The following is a 15,871-nucleotide window of genomic DNA, read 5'->3' as shown; positions in this document are numbered from 1 at the left end:
CACCTAAAAAAGATCAGGCGGCGTTCGAGCCGAACTCGGGCACGGCATCCTTGAGCACCGCCCGAATGGTGGAACGGTCATCCCGCGCAATCGCCTCCTCCAGCGCGGCGAGCCATTTGCGCAGCGTCTGCATCGGCGGCTCGTTCGGCTTGGCTGCCATGATGCCGGCGACTCCGATCTCCACCGGCGGCTCCTCGCTGGCGAACAGGATCTCGTTCAGCCGCTCGCCCGGCCGCATGCCGGTGAACACCACCTCGATATCGATGCCGGGTTCGAGGCCGGACAGGCGGATCATCCGCTCGGCCATTTCCACGATCTTGACCGGCTGTCCCATGTTGAGGACGTAGACGGAGACGTCGGGCCGCGCCGGCGTCAGCGCGTGCGTCGACGCGGTCAGCACCAGATCGCAGGCTTCGCGGATCGTCATGAAGTAGCGGACCATGTCCGGATGCGTCACCGTGACCGGGCCGCCGGCCTCGATCTGCGCCTTGAATTTCGGCACGACCGATCCGTTGGAGGCCAGCACGTTGCCGAACCGCACCGAGATCAACCGCATGTGCGGCTTGCCGTCCGATTGCGTCATCAGGTCATGGTCGAGCGCCTGGCAATACATTTCGGCAAAACGCTTGGTCAGGCCCAGCATCGACACCGGCTCGATCGCCTTGTCGGTCGAGATCATCACCATGGCGGCCGCGCCCGCCGCCAGCGCGGCGTCGGCGACGTTGACGGAGCCGAAGATGTTGGTCTTGACGCCCTCGCTCCAGTCGCGCTCGAGGATCGGCACGTGCTTCAGGGCGGCGGCATGGAACACGATATCGGGCTTGAATTCCCGCATCAGGTTCATGATCCGGTCACGATCGCGGATATCGGCGATTCGGCCCTCGATCACGGCATTGGCCGCGCGCGCCGTCAGCGCCTCCGTCACCGCGTAAAGCGCCGGTTCGGAATGCTCGATCACCAATAGCCGCGCGGCGCCGAAGGTCGCGACGCGGTCGCAAATCTCCGAACCGATCGAGCCGCCGCCGCCGGTGACGATCACCGCCTTGCCTTTCACCAGCGATTCGAGCCGCGCGTAGTCGATCTTCTCGCTCGGCCGCAGCAGCAGATCTTCGACGGCGACATTGGTCAGCCGCGGCACGTCGCCGCTTTCGAGCGACGGCAGGCGGCTGACGAACAGGCCGAGCCGCTTGGCCCGCATCAGAACCGCCTCGGGATGCGCCTCGGGCTCGAACGCCGACGGCGTCATGACGACCCGCGAAATCGGCTTTCCCCGCCCGGCATAGTCGCGGACCACGTCCTCGACATCATCGATCCCGCCGAGCACCGGCACGTTGCGGATCGATTGGCCGCGGTCCGCGGCCGACGGCGACAGCACGCCGACCGGCCAAAGCTGCTTGACGGCGCCGCTCTCGATCGCGCGCAACAACACCTCGGCGTCGGCGGCGCGGCCGATCAACAGGGTCGACGACGCCCCCTCGGTCTTGGCATGGCGGCGAACGCGCGAATAGCGGAAATAGCGATAGGCGAAACGGAGCGCGCTCAGCGCGAACACCTGGAGAAACCAGTAGAGCACGATGGTGATGCGGCCGAACAGCACCGGCGCCTTGGCACTCGATGCCGCGAAAATGAAGGCATAGTCCAGCACGATGAGCGCTACTGTCAGAACACTCGCCACTCGCAGGATGTTCAGCGCATCGGGGAGCGAAATGAAACGCCATTTCGTCGTCGTCAGGTTGAAGACGTAGCAAATCACGACGCTGAAGACGACGAACAGCGGCAGAATGCGCAGCAATAGCGGCAGGCGGGCATAGAAGGCCTCGCCGCCCTCGAAGCGCAGATAGAAGCTTGCGAGCAGCGCAAACGCGGTCGCCAGCCCATCATGCGCTGCGATCAGGTAATTGCGACGGGTCAGTTGCGAAACAGGCGTCATTCCAATGGCCGGCTGCGGAAAGCGAGGGGGATTCGCGAGGCGCATCCCAGGTCCGCTGATAGCTTATCTGCGGCGCGCATGCCAGCGATCATGGCCGGGCTGTTCCGGAAGATTCCTCAGCCTCCGACCTGGCGCGCAGCACCATGCCTCCGGCGATACCGACGCACAGCACATACATCCATCCCTCGTGAAAATCGAACAGATGCGAGTTGAACAGCGAACTGAACATGTTCTGCAGCACCACCATCAGCCCGATCCAGGCCGCCAGCCCCTCGCCGCGAAACAGGGAGAAATGCGAAAGCCACATCGCGTACAGGATCACGACCCCGACCGTGCCCCACTGGACCGCGACGTTGAGGGTCTGGTTATGCGGGTTCCCGATCACCTGCCCCTGCGCCAGCACCGCAGGCCCGGTCGCGGCCGCCTCGAACAGCCCCCGCGTCGATCCGGTGCCGTGGCCGATGACCGGCGCCTCGGCAAAGAACCGCAACGACTTCTCCCAGAATTCGAGCCGCAGCCCGATCGATGTCGGCTGGTTGAACTCCTTGTAGATCCGGTAATCCCGCGTGAACTTGTCCGTCGTCGCCTGCAGTTGAGGCGACACCGTCCAGGCCAGCGCACCGAATATGACGGCGGCAACAAACAGCAGCACGTTGGTGCGCCATTTCAGGTGCGCCATCGCGAACACGGCGAGCATCACCGGCAGCGTCACCAGTGCCGTGCGCGACACGACGACAAATACCATGTTGACGACAAAGTTCGCGGCGACGAGCGTCAGCAACAGCGCTTGCCGGATTTTCCCGTCTCGCAGCAGCGTGATGATGGGGAAAGCAAGCACGACCGCGCACAACACGAATTCCTGGCTCTGGTCGATATAGTTCTTGACGAAAATACCGTGCCCTGTCGGCTCGCCGGGAGCCTTTAGCGAAAGGCTGGGATCAATCACGACTATCCAGGATGCAACCGTCAGCAGCGTGCAGGACGCAAGGAACGCGATGAATACCCACATGCCGCGCGTCGAGCGCTCGAAATGATAGAGCAGAAACGGCAGCACGAGCAGCTTCGTCGCGGGGCTCAGCGCATAGAGGCGCGCGCCCCATGACGCGTCCGACCACAATGTTCCCAAGGCGACGAGCGCAACGAGCGCGATCGGCAGCGCGCAGATCGGACGCTGCAGCGAACGCAGGAACGGGCGCAGTTCGAGTGTCGCGGCCAGAGCCGCAAGCCAGACCAGCATGCCGATGCCCACGCCGCTGGTCGACCACGGCAGCAACCCCGCCACCAGGACAGCGATGAGGTCGACGTTGAGCATGCGCGCGAACGGGTCGTGCCGGGCCGAGGCCATGACCGACAACATCGCGCCGATCGAATTTATCTCCCTGCGCTGATATTCCACCCCCATCATGACGACCCTGCCCGTTCCGCGCGCGCGTTGCGTTGCCTGGCCGCGAGCGTCATGCCGCCCGCAACTCCGACGCCGAGCACATACATCCATCCTTCGTGGAAATCGAAGATGTGGGAATTGAACAGCGAGGTGAAGATGTTCTGCACGACGACCAATAATCCAATCCAGGCAACCAGTCCGTCGCCGCGGAACAGCAAGAGATGCACCAGCCACATCCCGTACAACAGAACGATCCCGGTGCCGCCCCATTGAACCGCAACGTTCAATGTCTGGTTATGCGGATTGCCGATGACCTGGCTGGTGGCGCTGTAAGTATCGCCAGTGGCGGCCCGCTCGAACAATCCGCGGGTAGAACCCGTTCCGTGTCCGATCACCGGTGCCCCGGCAAAGAATTGGAGCGATTTCTTCCAAAACTCGAGCCTTATTCCGATCGATGTTGGAACATTTTCCGTCTTGTAGAGCCGATAGTCCCGGGAGAAGGTGTCCAGCGTCGTTTGCAATTGCGGCGATGTGCCCCAAGCCAATCCCGCCATAACGGCCAAGACGCCGAAAATCATCACACTGGTGCGCCATTTCAGGTGAAGCAGCGCGAATACCGCCAGCATGATCGGGATCGTCACCATCGCCGTCCGTGACACGATGACAAACGCCATGTTGACGATGAAGCCGAGCGAAATCGCAACAAGCACCAGCGCCTGCCACACCCTGTTCGTCTGCAGCAGACGGATGATCGGATAGGCCAGCGCCACCGCGCACAGTGCGAACTCCTGGCTCTGGTCGATATAGTTCTTGACGAAGATGCCGCGCCCCCCCGGCTCGCTCGAGGACTTCAGCGTAAAGCTGGGATCCATCGCGACCAGCCACGACACCACCATCAGCAGCGCGCAAGACACCAGGAATGCGACGAAGACCCACATCCCGCGCGACGACCGTTCGAAATGATAGAACAGTCCGGGCAACACCAGCAGCTTGAGGGTGGGACTGACGGCGTAAAGCCGCGCGCCCCACACCGCGTCCGACCAGACCGTGCCGACGAGAGCCAGGCCGACCAGCGCAAGCGGCAAGTAGCAGATCGGCTGCTTCAGCAAGGCGCCGTAGGCCCGCCAGTCCATCACCCATGCCACGGCGCCGAGCCAGAGGGGCACGAAGATCGCCGGCAGCGTCGTCGACCAGGGCAGCGAGAACGCGGCCAGAATCGCAAAGACATCCGCAATCGTCGTCCACAGCGCCCGATCGCGCCAGTATCGCCGCACCGGCGACATCAGTGGAGCCGTAGCGCTTACGCTCACGCCTTGCCCCCCCGCGCGCGGTCGACCAGCGACGTCGTGCTGTGGCCCGGCAGAATGTCGACGAGCACGACCTCGCCGCCGGTAGCCTCGACGATCTCGTAACCGACGACCTGTTCGCGGGTGTAGTCGCCGCCCTTGACCAGCACGCTCGGCCTCACTTTCGCGATCAGGTCGATCGGCGTGTCCTCCTCGAAGATCGCGACGAGATCGACCGCCTCCAGCGCCGCCAGCACTTCGGCGCGCGCGCTTTCGTCCTGGACCGGGCGTCCCTCGCCCTTCAACCGCCTCACCGAGGCGTCGCTGTTGAGACCGACGATCAGCCGGTCGCAGGCGCGGCGCGCGGCCGTCAGCACCTTGACGTGGCCGGGATGCAGGATGTCGAAGCAGCCATTGGTAAAGCCGATGCGCAGTCCCTGCCGGCGCCAGTCCGAGAGATGCGCATCGAGATCGCCGCCTGCCGCCACGATCTTTTCCTCGGCCGCCAGCGACGCATGCGGCAGGATCTTTCGCCGCAGCTCCGCCGGCGTCACGGTCGCGGTGCCCTTCTTGCCGACCGCAACGGCGGCTGCCGCATTCGCCATCCGCAGCGCCGCCTCCCAGTCGGCCCCGGCCGCAAGCGAAAGCGCCAGCACGGCGGCGACCGTGTCGCCCGCGCCTGAAACGTCGCGCACCTTGACCGGCAGCGCCGGCACGTGGATCGCCTCGCCGCCGCGCGCCACCAGCGTCATGCCGTGTTCGCTCTGCGTCACCAGCATCGCCTCGCAATCGGCGAGAACCATCGCGTCCTGCGCCGCCCCGGCAATGTTCTGGTCGGAATCGGCGCGGCTGCGGGTGGCTTCCGCAAATTCCTTGCGGTTGGGCGTCAACAGCGTGGCGCCGCGATAGATCGCGAAATTGGCGCTCTTGGGATCGACGATCACGCGCTTGCCGAGATTCCTGGCGGCGTCGATGATGTTGCGGATGACGCGCGCCGTCAGCACGCCCTTGGCGTAGTCGGACAGCAGCACGATATCGGCGCGGGCGAGTTGCGGCAGGATCGCGTCGATCAGCTTTTGCTCGACAGCCGCCGAGGCCGGAACGACCTGCTCCCAATCGGCGCGCAGCATGTGGGTGGAAAAATGCTCGGAGACGAAGCGCACCTTGCGCGTCGTCGGGCGGGAGGAATCGGAGACCAGCACGGCCTCGATCAGCCTCTCCCGCGCCAGATCGGCCTTCAGTTTCGCGCCCGCCTCGTCCTCGCCGACCAGGCCTGCAAAGATGCAGCGCGCGCCGAGAGCGGCGATGTTGCGGGCGACATTGCCGGCGCCGCCGATATTGGTCTCGCTGCGCTGGACCGCGATGACGGGCGCCGGCGCTTCCGGCGAAACGCGCGACACCTCGCCATAGACGAATTCGTCGAGCATGAGGTCGCCGACGCAGAGCACGGTCTGACGCGGGATCGCCTGGCTCAGGGCTTCAAAATCGAACATCTGTCTACCTGGTGCCCATCAGCGAAAGCGATCGGTGCGATCGAGAAAGCCCTTCACGTAACGCTCGACCGCGTCTTCCAGCGCGGTGAAGCCGCCATTATATCCGGCGCGCAGCAGCCGATCGACTTCGCTCCGGGTGAAGTATTGATAGCTGTCGCGAATCGTTTCGGGCATGTCGATATACTGGATGTTCGGTTTTGTGCCGAGCGCGGCATAGGCCGCCAGCATCAGGTCGCGAAAGCTGCGCGCGGTGCCGGTGCCGACGTTGAAGAGCCCGCTAACATGAGGCGTCGCCAACAGCCACATCGTCACGCGCACGACGTCGTCGACATAGATGAAATCGCGCCGCTGGTCGCCGTCGGCAATGCCTTCCCGATGGGACTTGAACAGTTGCACCGGGCGTCCGGCCTTGATGTCGTCGAAGCGCCGTGCCAGCACGCTCATCATCGTGCCCTTGTGATATTCGTTGGGGCCGAATACGTTGAAGAACTTCAATCCGACCCATTGCGGCGGCAGTTTCTCGCCGCGTGCGGCGCGCTCGGCCAGTGCCATATCGAACAGGTTCTTGCTCCAGCCGTACAGGTTCATCGGCCGCAGCCGCTTCAGCGCCTCGACCGATCCATCATCGTCAAAACCCTGCTCGCCATTGCCGTAGGTCGCCGCTGAGGACGCATAGATAAACGGGGTTCCGGTCGCGGTGCACCAATCGAGCAGCTTGAGCGGCATCCGGAAATTGGCTTCCATGACGAGATCGCCGTCGATCGCCGTGGTTTCGGAAATCGCGCCGAGATGGATCATTGCTTCAAGCCGCCGGCCCTGCAGCCAGTCGAGGAGTTGCGACGGCGGCACGAAGTCCGCGAGCTGGCGCTTGGCGAGATTGCGCCATTTGCCGCCCTGCCCGAGTATGTCGCAGACCACGACATCGCTCCGGCCGGCGTCATTCAACGCGGCCACGACGTTCGATCCGATAAAACCGGCACCCCCGGTCACCAGCAACATGCCATCCCCTGCCAAGATTGTTCGGCAAAGCTTTGCCCCAGTCCCGCGCGGCAGGCAACTTGCCTTCTGCGGGGCAGTGGATGGTGGATCGCTCGACTTTACCTGCCCTTGCAGAGCGGTTACCTCCGGAGCCCGAATTGCCCTTGGGCTCGAATATAAGATATGAATATGAATTCACTTAATGGGATCGAGATCGAGGATGCCGCCGACACGCGGCCGATCCTGATCGTGCCCTATATGTGGATCGGCGATTTCGTCCGCGGCCACACGGTCGTGCGTGTCCTCAAGCAGCGCTGGCCGAACCGGCCGGTCGATCTGCTGGTGACGTCGCTGTGCGCGCCCCTGGTCGATTACATGCCGGGCGTCCGCGCCGGGATCGTCTGGGATCTGCCCCGCGGCCGGCTGGCGGTGGCGAGGCAACGGGGTCTCGCATCGGAACTGCGCGCCCGGGGTTATGGAACCGCCCTCATCCTGCCCCGCACCTGGAAGGCAGCGATCGCCCCTGCGCTCGCCGGCATCCCGGAACGGGTGGGCTTTTTAGGCGAGGCCCGGTTCGGGCTGATCAACCGGATGCGCTGGGGCGAGAAGACCCTGCCCCGCTTCATCGACAAGAACGCCGCGCTGGCGCTGCCTGCAGGCGCGCCGCTGCCGGGCGAATGGCCGGTGCCGCAGCTCGCCGTGCCGCGTGAGGAAACCGCGCGCTGGCGGCAGGCCAACGACCTCGGCACGGGCCCGGCGGTGGCGCTGGCGCCTGGCTCGGTCGGCGCCTCCAAGCGCTGGACCTATTACCCTGGGGCTGCACGGCTCCTGGTCGAGCGCGGGCTCGACGTCTGGGTGGTCGGCGGCCCCGGCGAGAAGGCGCTGGCGCAGGAGATCGTTGCCGCCGGCCGCGGCAAGGTCCGCGACCTCACCGGGTCAGATCTGCGCAACGGCATCCTGGCGATGGCGGCGGCCGGCGTCGCCATCTCGAACGATTCCGGCCTGATGCATATCGCCGCCGCCATCGGCACGCCAACCATGGGCATTTTCGGCCCCACCAGTCCCTACCTGTGGGCACCGCTGAACGGTCTTGCCGCGACGGTTCTCCAGACCAAGGCTGTGCTGCCGTGCCAGCCCTGCCAGCGCACCGTCTGCACCATGAACGACCACCGCTGCATGCGCGACATCGACCCCTCTTACGTGGCCGATGTCGCGCACCGCCTGCTGGTCACTCAGCCGAGCGAACGATAGACCGCGGCGATCGCGGTCGCTTCCGCATCGAGGCTGAACTTTTGCAGCACACGTGCACGCGCGCGTTCGCCCATCGCATGCGCCGAGACCGGATCGCGCATCAGCGGCTCCAGTGCGGCGACCAGCGCCTCGGTATCCCCCGGCGGCGTCAGCACGCCGGTCACGCCGTCCTCAACCACGAATTCGGCGGCGCCCGCGCGCGAGGCCACCAGTGCCGCTCCTGAGGACATCGCCTCGATCAGCGTCAGGCCAAAGCCTTCATTGCGCGAGGTGAAGGCGTAGATCGTCAGCCGTTGATACCAGCGCTGCACCTCCTCGATCGCGAGCTCGCCGGTGATGACGATGCGCGATTGCAGTCCGGCCGCTTCGATCTGTTGTTTCAAACCGTTGGCAAAGCCCTGCTGCTCCGGCACCACCGCGCCGACGATGATGGCGGTGAAATCGGGATAACGCGGCAGCAGCCGGCACATCGCCTCGACGAAGACGTCCGTGCCCTTTTGCGCGCGCACCCGGCCGAAGCAGCCGATCGCGTAACGTCCCGGCAATTTGGCTTCGGCAAACGCCGCCGCGCGATCGGCCGGCGGCGCATAGCGCTCGGTATCGACGCCATGCATCACCACCGTCGCCTCGCGCTGGAGAAACGACGCCGACAGTTCGGACGTGGCGATCACCGCATCCACCTGCCGGATCAGCCAGCGCGTCAGCCGCTTGTGATGCCGCTGTGCCGCCGAGGTGAAGACGAGTTTTAACGGCCAGCCGAGCGCGCGCAGCAATAGCCCTGCGATCATCTCGTCGTTGCGGCGCGCGTGCCAGATCAGGGCGTTGCGGCGGCGCCAGAGTTTCAACAGATCCGCAAACCCCATCCGCGCGATGCCGTCGGGCGCGTGCGGCCCGAGCCAGGCCGCGCGGTACATTGTGGCAAGCTTCGGCGCCACCATCCGGTTGGTCGCCGTGACGCCCGAATAGCGCCTGTGCAGATTCGGCACGATCAGTTGCAGATCACTGGCCAAATTGTTCTCGATCGGCACGTCCGGCTCCATTTCGGCCAGTTCCTATACGCAACATTAAGCATAGTGGCCAGTTCGGCCTGTGCCGAAACCCACTCTTCACCGCAGCCCCGCTAGCATCGCCGTCAATAGAGCGCGACCAGCATAAAGTGGAAACCGGTTTTGCATCCGGGCGCGCTCCAAATTCAAGAGCGAGAGGTGGCCCATGACCGTGCTCGTCACCGGTGGCGCCGGCTATATCGGAAGTCACATGGTTCATGCGCTGGTGGAAGCCGGCGAAACCGTCGTCGTGATCGACAATCTGTCCACCGGATTCTCCGTCTTCCTGCCGGAAGGCGTGCCGCTGTTCATCGGCGACGCCGGCGATGAAAACCTCGTCGCAGGCGTGATCGACCAGCACGGCATCGAAAGCATCGTCCATTTCGCCGGCTCGATCGTGGTGCCGGATTCGGTGCGCGATCCGCTCGGCTATTACCGCAACAACACCATGACGACCCGCAGCCTCTTGAATGCCGCTGTCAAGGGCGGCGTCAACCGCTTCATCTTTTCGTCGACGGCCGCCGTCTACGGCAATCCGGACCAGGTGCCGGTGCCCGAACATGCGCCGACGCGGCCGGCCTCGCCATATGGCTCATCGAAGCTGATGACGGAAATCATGCTGCACGATGTCGCCGCCGCCCACGGCATGAACTATGTCGTGCTGCGCTACTTCAACGTCGCCGGCGCCGATCCGAAAGGCCGCTGCGGCCTTGCCACCGTAGGCGCTACGCATCTGCTCAAGATCGCGGTCGAAGCCGCCACCGGCCAGCGCGCCAAGATCGACGTGTACGGCACTGACTATCCGACGCCGGATGGAAGCTGCATCCGCGACTTCATCCATGTCAGCGATCTCGTGCAGGCCCATCGCGCCGCGCTGGCCTATCTGCGTGGCGGCAAAAGCTCGATCACGCTGAACTGCGGCTACGGCCGCGGCTATTCGGTGCTCGAAACCATCGAAGCCGTCCGCCGCGTCTCCGGGCGCAATTTCGCGGTTTCATATGCGCCGCGCCGTCCTGGCGACATCATGACCATGGTCGCCGATACCAGCCGCATCCATGCGACGCTGGACTGGACGCCGCAATACGACAATCTCGAAACCATCGCCACCCATGCGCTGGCCTGGGAGGAGAAGCTGTTCCGCGACCGCGGCGGCCTTCCGCAGCATGCGGAATCGGCCTGAAATCAAGCGCTTATTGGGCTTGAAAAAGCCCCGCCAAAGAGGCAAGGACTAATCCGCAGCAGCCCTGACGCGCCGGCTACGAGGCGCCGTCAATGGAACGCGGATGACCGAACTTCCAAGCAAACCGACCAGAAAAATCACCGACGATCCCTACGGCGCAGCGATCCTGATTCGCCGCCTCGTCATGGAACAGGGCTTTGTCTATTGGCGGCGCTATGTGACCGCGTTCGCGCTGATGGGCGTGTCCGCCGGCGCCACCGCGGGCTCCGCCTATATTTTGGGCCAGGTCATCAACCAGGCCTATATCGACAAGAACGTCGTTGGCATCGCCATTCTCTCCGGCGTCACGGTGGTGCTGCTGTTCATCAAAGGTCTGGCGACCTACGGCCACACCGTGATCCTGTCCAAGATCAGCAACGCGATTCTCGCCAACAACCAGCGGCGGCTGTTTGCCAAGCTGATGAGCGAAAGCATCGGATTCTATTCCGAGCGGCATTCGTCCGAATTCCTGGCGCGGCTGACATCGGGCGCAAAATCCATCACCGACGTCCTGACGCTGTTGATCAATGCGGTCGGGCGCGACGTACTGCTGCTGGTCAGCCTGATATTCGTGATGGTGACGCAGGATCCGGTGCTGTCGTTTATCGGCCTCGTGGTGGTGCCGCCGGCGATGCTGATCCTGCGCAAGCTGGTGAAGCGCATCAAGGGCCTCGCCCACAATCAGTTCACCGGCAGCGCCGACATCATGGAGACCATGCAGGAATCGCTGCAGGGCATCCGCACGGTGAAGGCGTTCACGCTGGAAGCGACCATGCAGCGGCGCATCGACGAAAATATCGCGATCGTCGAGAAGAACGCCAACAAGATGGCGCGGGTCTCCAACCGCTCCAACCCGCTGATGGAAATGCTCGGCGGCTTTGCGGTCGCCGGCTGCCTGCTCTATGGCGGCTACAGCGTGGTCGCGCTCGGCGCCACGCCCGGCCAGTTTTTCTCCTTCATGACCGCGTTCCTGCTGGCGACCGAGCCGGCCAAGCGCCTGGCGCGGCTCAACATCGACCTCAACAGCCAGTTGGTCGGTGCGCGGATGCTGCTCGAGATCGTCGACAGCCCGGCGAGCGAGCCCGCCGACGACGACAAGCCGGCGCTAAAACTCTCGAACGCGCGGGTCGAGTTCCGCGATGTCAATTTCTCCTATCGGACGGACGAACCGGTACTGAAGGCGATGAGCTTCATCGCCGAGCCCGGCAAGACCACCGCTTTGGTCGGCCCCTCCGGCGGCGGCAAATCCACCGTGCTGGCGCTGTTGCTGCGGCTCTATGAGGTGAAGCAGGGCGAGATCCTGATCGACGGCCAGAACATATCCGGCGTATCGCGGCATTCGCTGCGCACCCAGACCGGCTACGTCGGGCAAGACGTCTATCTGTTCCGCGACTCGATCGGCGCCAACATCGCCTTCGGCAAGGCGGACGCCACCGAGGGCGAGATCGTGGCGGCTGCGAAGGCCGCCTGCGCGCACGATTTCATCATGGGCTTCCCGCTCGGCTACGACACGCCGGTCGGCGAGCACGGCACGCAGCTATCCGGCGGCCAGCGCCAGCGAATCGCGGTGGCGCGGGCGCTGATCAAGAACGCGCCGATCATCCTGCTCGATGAAGCCACCGCCGCGCTGGATTCGGAATCCGAGAAGGCCGTGCAGGAGGCGATCGACCATCTCTGCCAGAACCGCACCACCATCGTGATCGCCCACCGCCTGCACACCATCATGCACGCCGACGCCATTCTGGTGGTCGAGGGCGGCGAGATCGTCGAGCGCGGCATGCACGACGATTTGCTGCGGCACGGCGGCCGCTACGCCTCGTTCTTCCGCCTGCAGCAGCGCGATGCAGGTCATCCCAGTCTGGCGCCGGTCAGCGCAACCGCGTAAAGGCTATTCCCGAATTTCCACCCGTAACCCGTTGAGACCTTTTCATGAACGCAGCCTCCTACGTCATATCAGCAGCCCCGCAGCCCACGCTTCCGGTCGTCGGCGAGACAGGCGCCTATCCGGTCCGCCGCATCTGGTGCGTCGGGCGCAACTATCTCGAACACATCCGCGAGATGGGCAATGACGAGCGCGCGCCGCCGTTCTTCTTTGCCAAGCATGCCGACATGCTGGTGCAAGACGGCGCCACCATCCCCTACCCGCCGCTGACCAAGGATCTGCATCACGAGGTCGAACTGATCGTCGCGATGAAGAGCGGCGGGCTGAACATTCCCGCCGACAAGGCGCTCGACCATGTCTACGGCTACGCCGTCGGCATCGACCTCACCCGCCGCGACCTGCAGCTCGCCTCGCGCAAGAAGGAGCGGCCGTGGGAAGTCGGAAAATCCTTCGACTATTCCGCGCCCTGCTCCGCGATCCAGCCCGCTTCCAAGATCGGCCACCCCGCCAAGGGCAAGATCTGGCTGACGGTCAACGGCAAGGAAACCCAGAAGGGTGATCTGACCGAACTGATCTGGAGCGTGCCCGAGATCATCTGGCAGCTCTCGCAGCAGGTAAAGCTCGCCGCCGGCGACATCATCATGACGGGCACGCCGGCCGGCGTTTCCCAGCTCAACCCCGGCGACAAGATCGAGTGCGGCGTCGACGGCGTCGGCACGCTGAAGGTCGCGATCGGCAAGCCGGAGTAGCGACCGGCACAAATCGTTACGAGCGCAAAGCCCCCGGACCAGGTCCGGGGCTAATTCGTAGCGGATGAGCGAAGCGCAATCCGCCGATCCCGCGTGACCTCCATGAGCGCGCGGCGGCGGCAAGCTGAAGAGGACGCGCAACGTGGTGGAAGACGTTCGGGAGCGAGCTCACAGGGGCCAGCAGGCCAACCTGAAGCTCAGCAGGGAGGTGTTAGTAATTAATGCTACCTTCGGGCGAACACGTCCGCCAGTTGAGGCGGCCTTGCAGGCGGTGATGCGATGGGTTGGCTCTTCTTGATCGGAATTTCGACGCTGGTTATGACGCCCATCTACCGATTCGTGATGCGGCAATTCTCAGGCATTCAGAAAGTATACGTTTTTGTCGGCGTTGCGATTCTAGCCTCCGCTCTTTGCTTTATGTTGTTGAAGGAAGACCCGCGCGCAATCGCTGGCCCTGGCTACTTGGTGATTTTCCTCTTCGGCCCGTTTGCCCTGGGCTGGATTAGTTGGGGGTTCATTAGTCTGATTGCCTGGGCTGCCCGGAGGCTGATTCAAGCTGGGCAATAAGGAATGTCCATTCCCGACCAGGGGTAGATCCGAAGGCGCGCCCATCTGTTGTCGCAAGTCCCTCAACAGCTTTTGTCGATCCGCTCGTCAAGTTGCTTCGTGCCATCTTCAAGCTCGTGCATCGCAACAAGAGCACCGTATTCGATCACAGGACACCCCTGCCCTCCGGTTGCAAGATCCGCAAAACTGACACAGACTCCGAATATTGCCGGAAACTAACGGCGAAACGTCAGATCGGAGGACACGTCGATGATCAAGGTAAGCGTAATGTATCCCAATACGCCCGGCGGGCGCTTCGACCACGATTACTATCGCGACAAGCATATGCCGCTCGTGAAAGCCCGCATGGGCGATGCGTGCAAGTCCTACACCGTCGACAAGGGGATGGCCGGCGGAGCGCCCGGCGCTCCCGCCACCTATGTCGGCATGTGTCACATCTTCTGCGACTCGGTCGAAGCCTTCCAGGCCGGCTTCGGGCCTCACGCCAAGGAGATCATGGCAGATATCCCGAACTATACCGACCAGTCCCCCGTCATCCAGATCAGCGAAGTCGTCGTCGGCTGATGGAGCCGCGCGGGTTCGAAGGGCGGATTGGCGCAGCGTAATCCGCCGTTTTTCGAAGGCGCGCGCCTGCTGGCCGTCAGCACCTGTGCCCGCATAAGCGATGCGACATCCGGGAAATCGGTTTGCGCCTCGTCCCACATATCGCGGAGCCTGTCATCGGGCGCGCATACGCGCGCCCCGTTGGTCAGCGAGCGACTACGGTTCGCCGGAACTCTCTTGAAAGACAGACGCCATGTCCGGCGAACGCAAACTGAAGACATTGCTGCAAAATATGCAGCCCGAGATGCATCCCCCGCCTTCGCGGGGTATGACGACGGTGGCTTACTGAGATCCCAAGCTGAGATCCCAAGGCGACGATCAACACGCGCTCCTTGGTCATGCCTGGCCTACAGCGCCGCGAGCACCGCCTTCGCAATATCCGCGGTGCCGTTGCCGCCGCCGAATTCCATCGGCTTGATGCCGTCCGCATAGGCCTTGTCCACCGCGCGTTCGATGCGCTCGCCGGCCTCTGCCGCGCTTTCGAGGCCGTGCTTGTCGGCGAGCCAGTCCAGCATCATCGCCGCCGACAGGATCATGGCGGTGGGATTGGCCTTGCCCTGCCCCATGATGTCAGGCGCGGTGCCGTGGCAGGGCTGGAACACGGCGTAGCGGTCGCCGATATCGGCTGAGGGGGCCATGCCGAGGCCTCCGATCAGGCCGGCGGCGAGGTCGGAGAGAATATCGCCGAACATGTTCTCCGTCACCATGACGTCGAAGTCCCACGGGCGCTTCACCAGCATCAGCGAACAGGCATCGACATAGAGCCGATCGGCCTTGACGCCGGGATGGCGTTTTGCGGCTTCATCGAACATCTCGCGAAAGAACGCGAACGCCCTGAACACGTTTGCCTTGTCGACACAGGTCAGGCCGCCATTCGTCTTGCCGCGCGCCTTGCGCCGTTCGGCGAGGCGGAACGAAAACTCGAACAGTCGCTCGGAGGTTTTGCGGGTGATGACCAGCGTCTCGCGCGCCTCGGTGTCCGTCACCACGCCCTTGCCCATCGAGGCGAACAGGCCTTCGGTCGATTCCCGGATCAGCACGAGGTCGATGCCGCGCTGGTCGGCGCCGACGATCGGACTCGGCACGCCCGGAACGAGCCGCGCCGGGCGCACGCCGGCATAGAGGTCGAAATGGAAGCGCAGCTCGATCTGCGGGGCGATCTCGGTATTATCAGGGTAGCGCACCGACGGCAGGCCGCAGGCGCCAAGCAGGATGGCATCCGCTTCCTCGCATAACTGGATCGTCGAGTCCGGCATCGATTTTCCGGTCGCGAGATAATTGTTGGCGCCGGCCGGGGCATCGGTGAAGCGAAACTTCAGGTCGCTGGTCGCCTCGATCTTGCGCAGGACTTCGATCGCCGGCGCCATCACTTCAGGGCCGATGCCATCGCCGCCGAGCACGGCGATGTGGAGGGCGTTATTTGCGGACATGGGGATTCCTTACACGAGCAGGTCATTCCGGGGCGATGCGAAGCATCGAACTA

At 64.0% G+C, this 15,871-nt stretch carries 12 protein-coding genes; 5 read left to right on the top strand and 7 right to left on the bottom strand.

The genetic code is table 11. The features are described 5' to 3' along the window. Positions 1 to 13: 13 nt before the first annotated feature. From V1293_RS34835 to rfaD, 5 genes are all read right to left on the bottom strand, one after another. Complete coding sequence (locus V1293_RS34835; RefSeq protein ID WP_334516190.1) at positions 14 to 1,930, bottom strand: SDR family NAD(P)-dependent oxidoreductase; 1,917 nt, start codon at positions 1,928 to 1,930, stop codon at positions 14 to 16. Between the two features lie 88 nt (positions 1,931 to 2,018). Next, complete coding sequence (locus tag V1293_RS34830) at positions 2,019 to 3,287, bottom strand: O-antigen ligase family protein (protein ID WP_334517048.1); 1,269 nt, start codon at positions 3,285 to 3,287, stop codon at positions 2,019 to 2,021. 44 nt (positions 3,288 to 3,331) lie between these two features. Beyond that, positions 3,332 to 4,597: an O-antigen ligase family protein gene (locus tag V1293_RS34825; protein WP_334517045.1), complete on the bottom strand. Its 1,266-nt coding sequence runs from the start codon at positions 4,595 to 4,597 to the stop codon at positions 3,332 to 3,334. Positions 4,598 to 4,620: 23 nt separating this feature from the next. Then, positions 4,621 to 6,093: a D-glycero-beta-D-manno-heptose-7-phosphate kinase gene (gene rfaE1 / locus V1293_RS34820; protein WP_334516188.1), complete on the bottom strand. Its 1,473-nt coding sequence runs from the start codon at positions 6,091 to 6,093 to the stop codon at positions 4,621 to 4,623. 18 nt (positions 6,094 to 6,111) lie between these two features. Then, the gene (gene rfaD / locus V1293_RS34815; RefSeq protein WP_334516187.1) at positions 6,112 to 7,092 is read right to left on the bottom strand and encodes an ADP-glyceromanno-heptose 6-epimerase; all 981 of its coding nucleotides are present in this window, start codon (positions 7,090 to 7,092) and stop codon (positions 6,112 to 6,114) included. A 162-nt stretch (positions 7,093 to 7,254) separates the two neighbouring features. On the opposite strand from rfaD, the gene waaF reads away from it, so the two are divergent. Continuing rightward, positions 7,255 to 8,322 (top strand): lipopolysaccharide heptosyltransferase II, encoded by a 1,068-nt coding sequence (gene waaF / locus V1293_RS34810; RefSeq protein WP_334516185.1) that lies wholly within the window; start codon positions 7,255 to 7,257, stop codon positions 8,320 to 8,322. Here the strand turns inward: waaF and V1293_RS34805 are convergent. After that, the gene (locus V1293_RS34805) at positions 8,304 to 9,362 is read right to left on the bottom strand and encodes a glycosyltransferase family 4 protein (protein ID WP_334516183.1); all 1,059 of its coding nucleotides are present in this window, start codon (positions 9,360 to 9,362) and stop codon (positions 8,304 to 8,306) included. The two genes, waaF and V1293_RS34805, sit on opposite strands and share 19 nt — an antisense overlap. 172 nt (positions 9,363 to 9,534) lie before the next feature. Between V1293_RS34805 and galE the strand changes: the two genes are divergently transcribed. The 4 genes from galE (at position 9,535) to V1293_RS34785 (ending at position 14,349) form a co-directional block, all read left to right on the top strand. Next, on the top strand, positions 9,535 to 10,548 hold the full coding sequence (gene galE / locus V1293_RS34800; RefSeq protein WP_334516182.1) for a UDP-glucose 4-epimerase GalE: 1,014 nt from the start codon (positions 9,535 to 9,537) through the stop codon (positions 10,546 to 10,548). A gap of 103 nt (positions 10,549 to 10,651) precedes the next feature. Continuing rightward, positions 10,652 to 12,472, top strand: coding sequence for an ABC transporter ATP-binding protein (locus tag V1293_RS34795; protein WP_334516180.1), 1,821 nt, complete (start codon positions 10,652 to 10,654; stop codon positions 12,470 to 12,472). Between the two features lie 44 nt (positions 12,473 to 12,516). After that, positions 12,517 to 13,218 (top strand): fumarylacetoacetate hydrolase family protein, encoded by a 702-nt coding sequence (locus tag V1293_RS34790; RefSeq protein ID WP_334516179.1) that lies wholly within the window; start codon positions 12,517 to 12,519, stop codon positions 13,216 to 13,218. 816 nt (positions 13,219 to 14,034) lie between these two features. Next, positions 14,035 to 14,349, top strand: coding sequence for an EthD family reductase (locus tag V1293_RS34785; protein ID WP_108513257.1), 315 nt, complete (start codon positions 14,035 to 14,037; stop codon positions 14,347 to 14,349). Positions 14,350 to 14,735: 386 nt separating this feature from the next. On the opposite strand, the gene V1293_RS34780 is transcribed toward V1293_RS34785, so the two are convergent. Next, positions 14,736 to 15,818 (bottom strand): isocitrate/isopropylmalate dehydrogenase family protein, encoded by a 1,083-nt coding sequence (locus V1293_RS34780; RefSeq protein WP_334516177.1) that lies wholly within the window; start codon positions 15,816 to 15,818, stop codon positions 14,736 to 14,738. Positions 15,819 to 15,871 lie beyond the last annotated feature (53 nt).

This window comes from Bradyrhizobium sp. AZCC 1693, assembly GCF_036924745.1.
In the GTDB taxonomy this organism is placed as follows: domain Bacteria; phylum Pseudomonadota; class Alphaproteobacteria; order Rhizobiales; family Xanthobacteraceae; genus Bradyrhizobium.
The sequence above is the reverse complement of the archived record's forward strand: the minus strand, read 5'-3'. Positions and strand labels throughout refer to the sequence as shown.

Excerpts from the sequence above, each read along its gene's own strand:
- V1293_RS34835 (WP_334516190.1), bottom strand. The coding sequence starts at position 1,930 with ATGACGCCTGTTTCGCAACTGACCCGTCGCAATTACCTGATCGCAGCG.
- V1293_RS34830 (WP_334517048.1), bottom strand. The coding sequence starts at position 3,287 with ATGTTGTCGGTCATGGCCTCGGCCCGGCACGACCCGTTCGCGCGCATG.
- V1293_RS34825 (WP_334517045.1), bottom strand. The coding sequence starts at position 4,597 with ATGTCGCCGGTGCGGCGATACTGGCGCGATCGGGCGCTGTGGACGACG.
- rfaE1 (WP_334516188.1), bottom strand. The coding sequence starts at position 6,093 with ATGTTCGATTTTGAAGCCCTGAGCCAGGCGATCCCGCGTCAGACCGTG.
- rfaD (WP_334516187.1), bottom strand. The coding sequence starts at position 7,092 with ATGTTGCTGGTGACCGGGGGTGCCGGTTTTATCGGATCGAACGTCGTG.
- waaF (WP_334516185.1), top strand. The coding sequence starts at position 7,255 with ATGAATATGAATTCACTTAATGGGATCGAGATCGAGGATGCCGCCGAC.
- V1293_RS34805 (WP_334516183.1), bottom strand. The coding sequence starts at position 9,362 with ATGGAGCCGGACGTGCCGATCGAGAACAATTTGGCCAGTGATCTGCAA.
- galE (WP_334516182.1), top strand. The coding sequence starts at position 9,535 with ATGACCGTGCTCGTCACCGGTGGCGCCGGCTATATCGGAAGTCACATG.
- V1293_RS34795 (WP_334516180.1), top strand. The coding sequence starts at position 10,652 with ATGACCGAACTTCCAAGCAAACCGACCAGAAAAATCACCGACGATCCC.
- V1293_RS34790 (WP_334516179.1), top strand. The coding sequence starts at position 12,517 with ATGAACGCAGCCTCCTACGTCATATCAGCAGCCCCGCAGCCCACGCTT.
- V1293_RS34785 (WP_108513257.1), top strand. The coding sequence starts at position 14,035 with ATGATCAAGGTAAGCGTAATGTATCCCAATACGCCCGGCGGGCGCTTC.
- V1293_RS34780 (WP_334516177.1), bottom strand. The coding sequence starts at position 15,818 with ATGTCCGCAAATAACGCCCTCCACATCGCCGTGCTCGGCGGCGATGGC.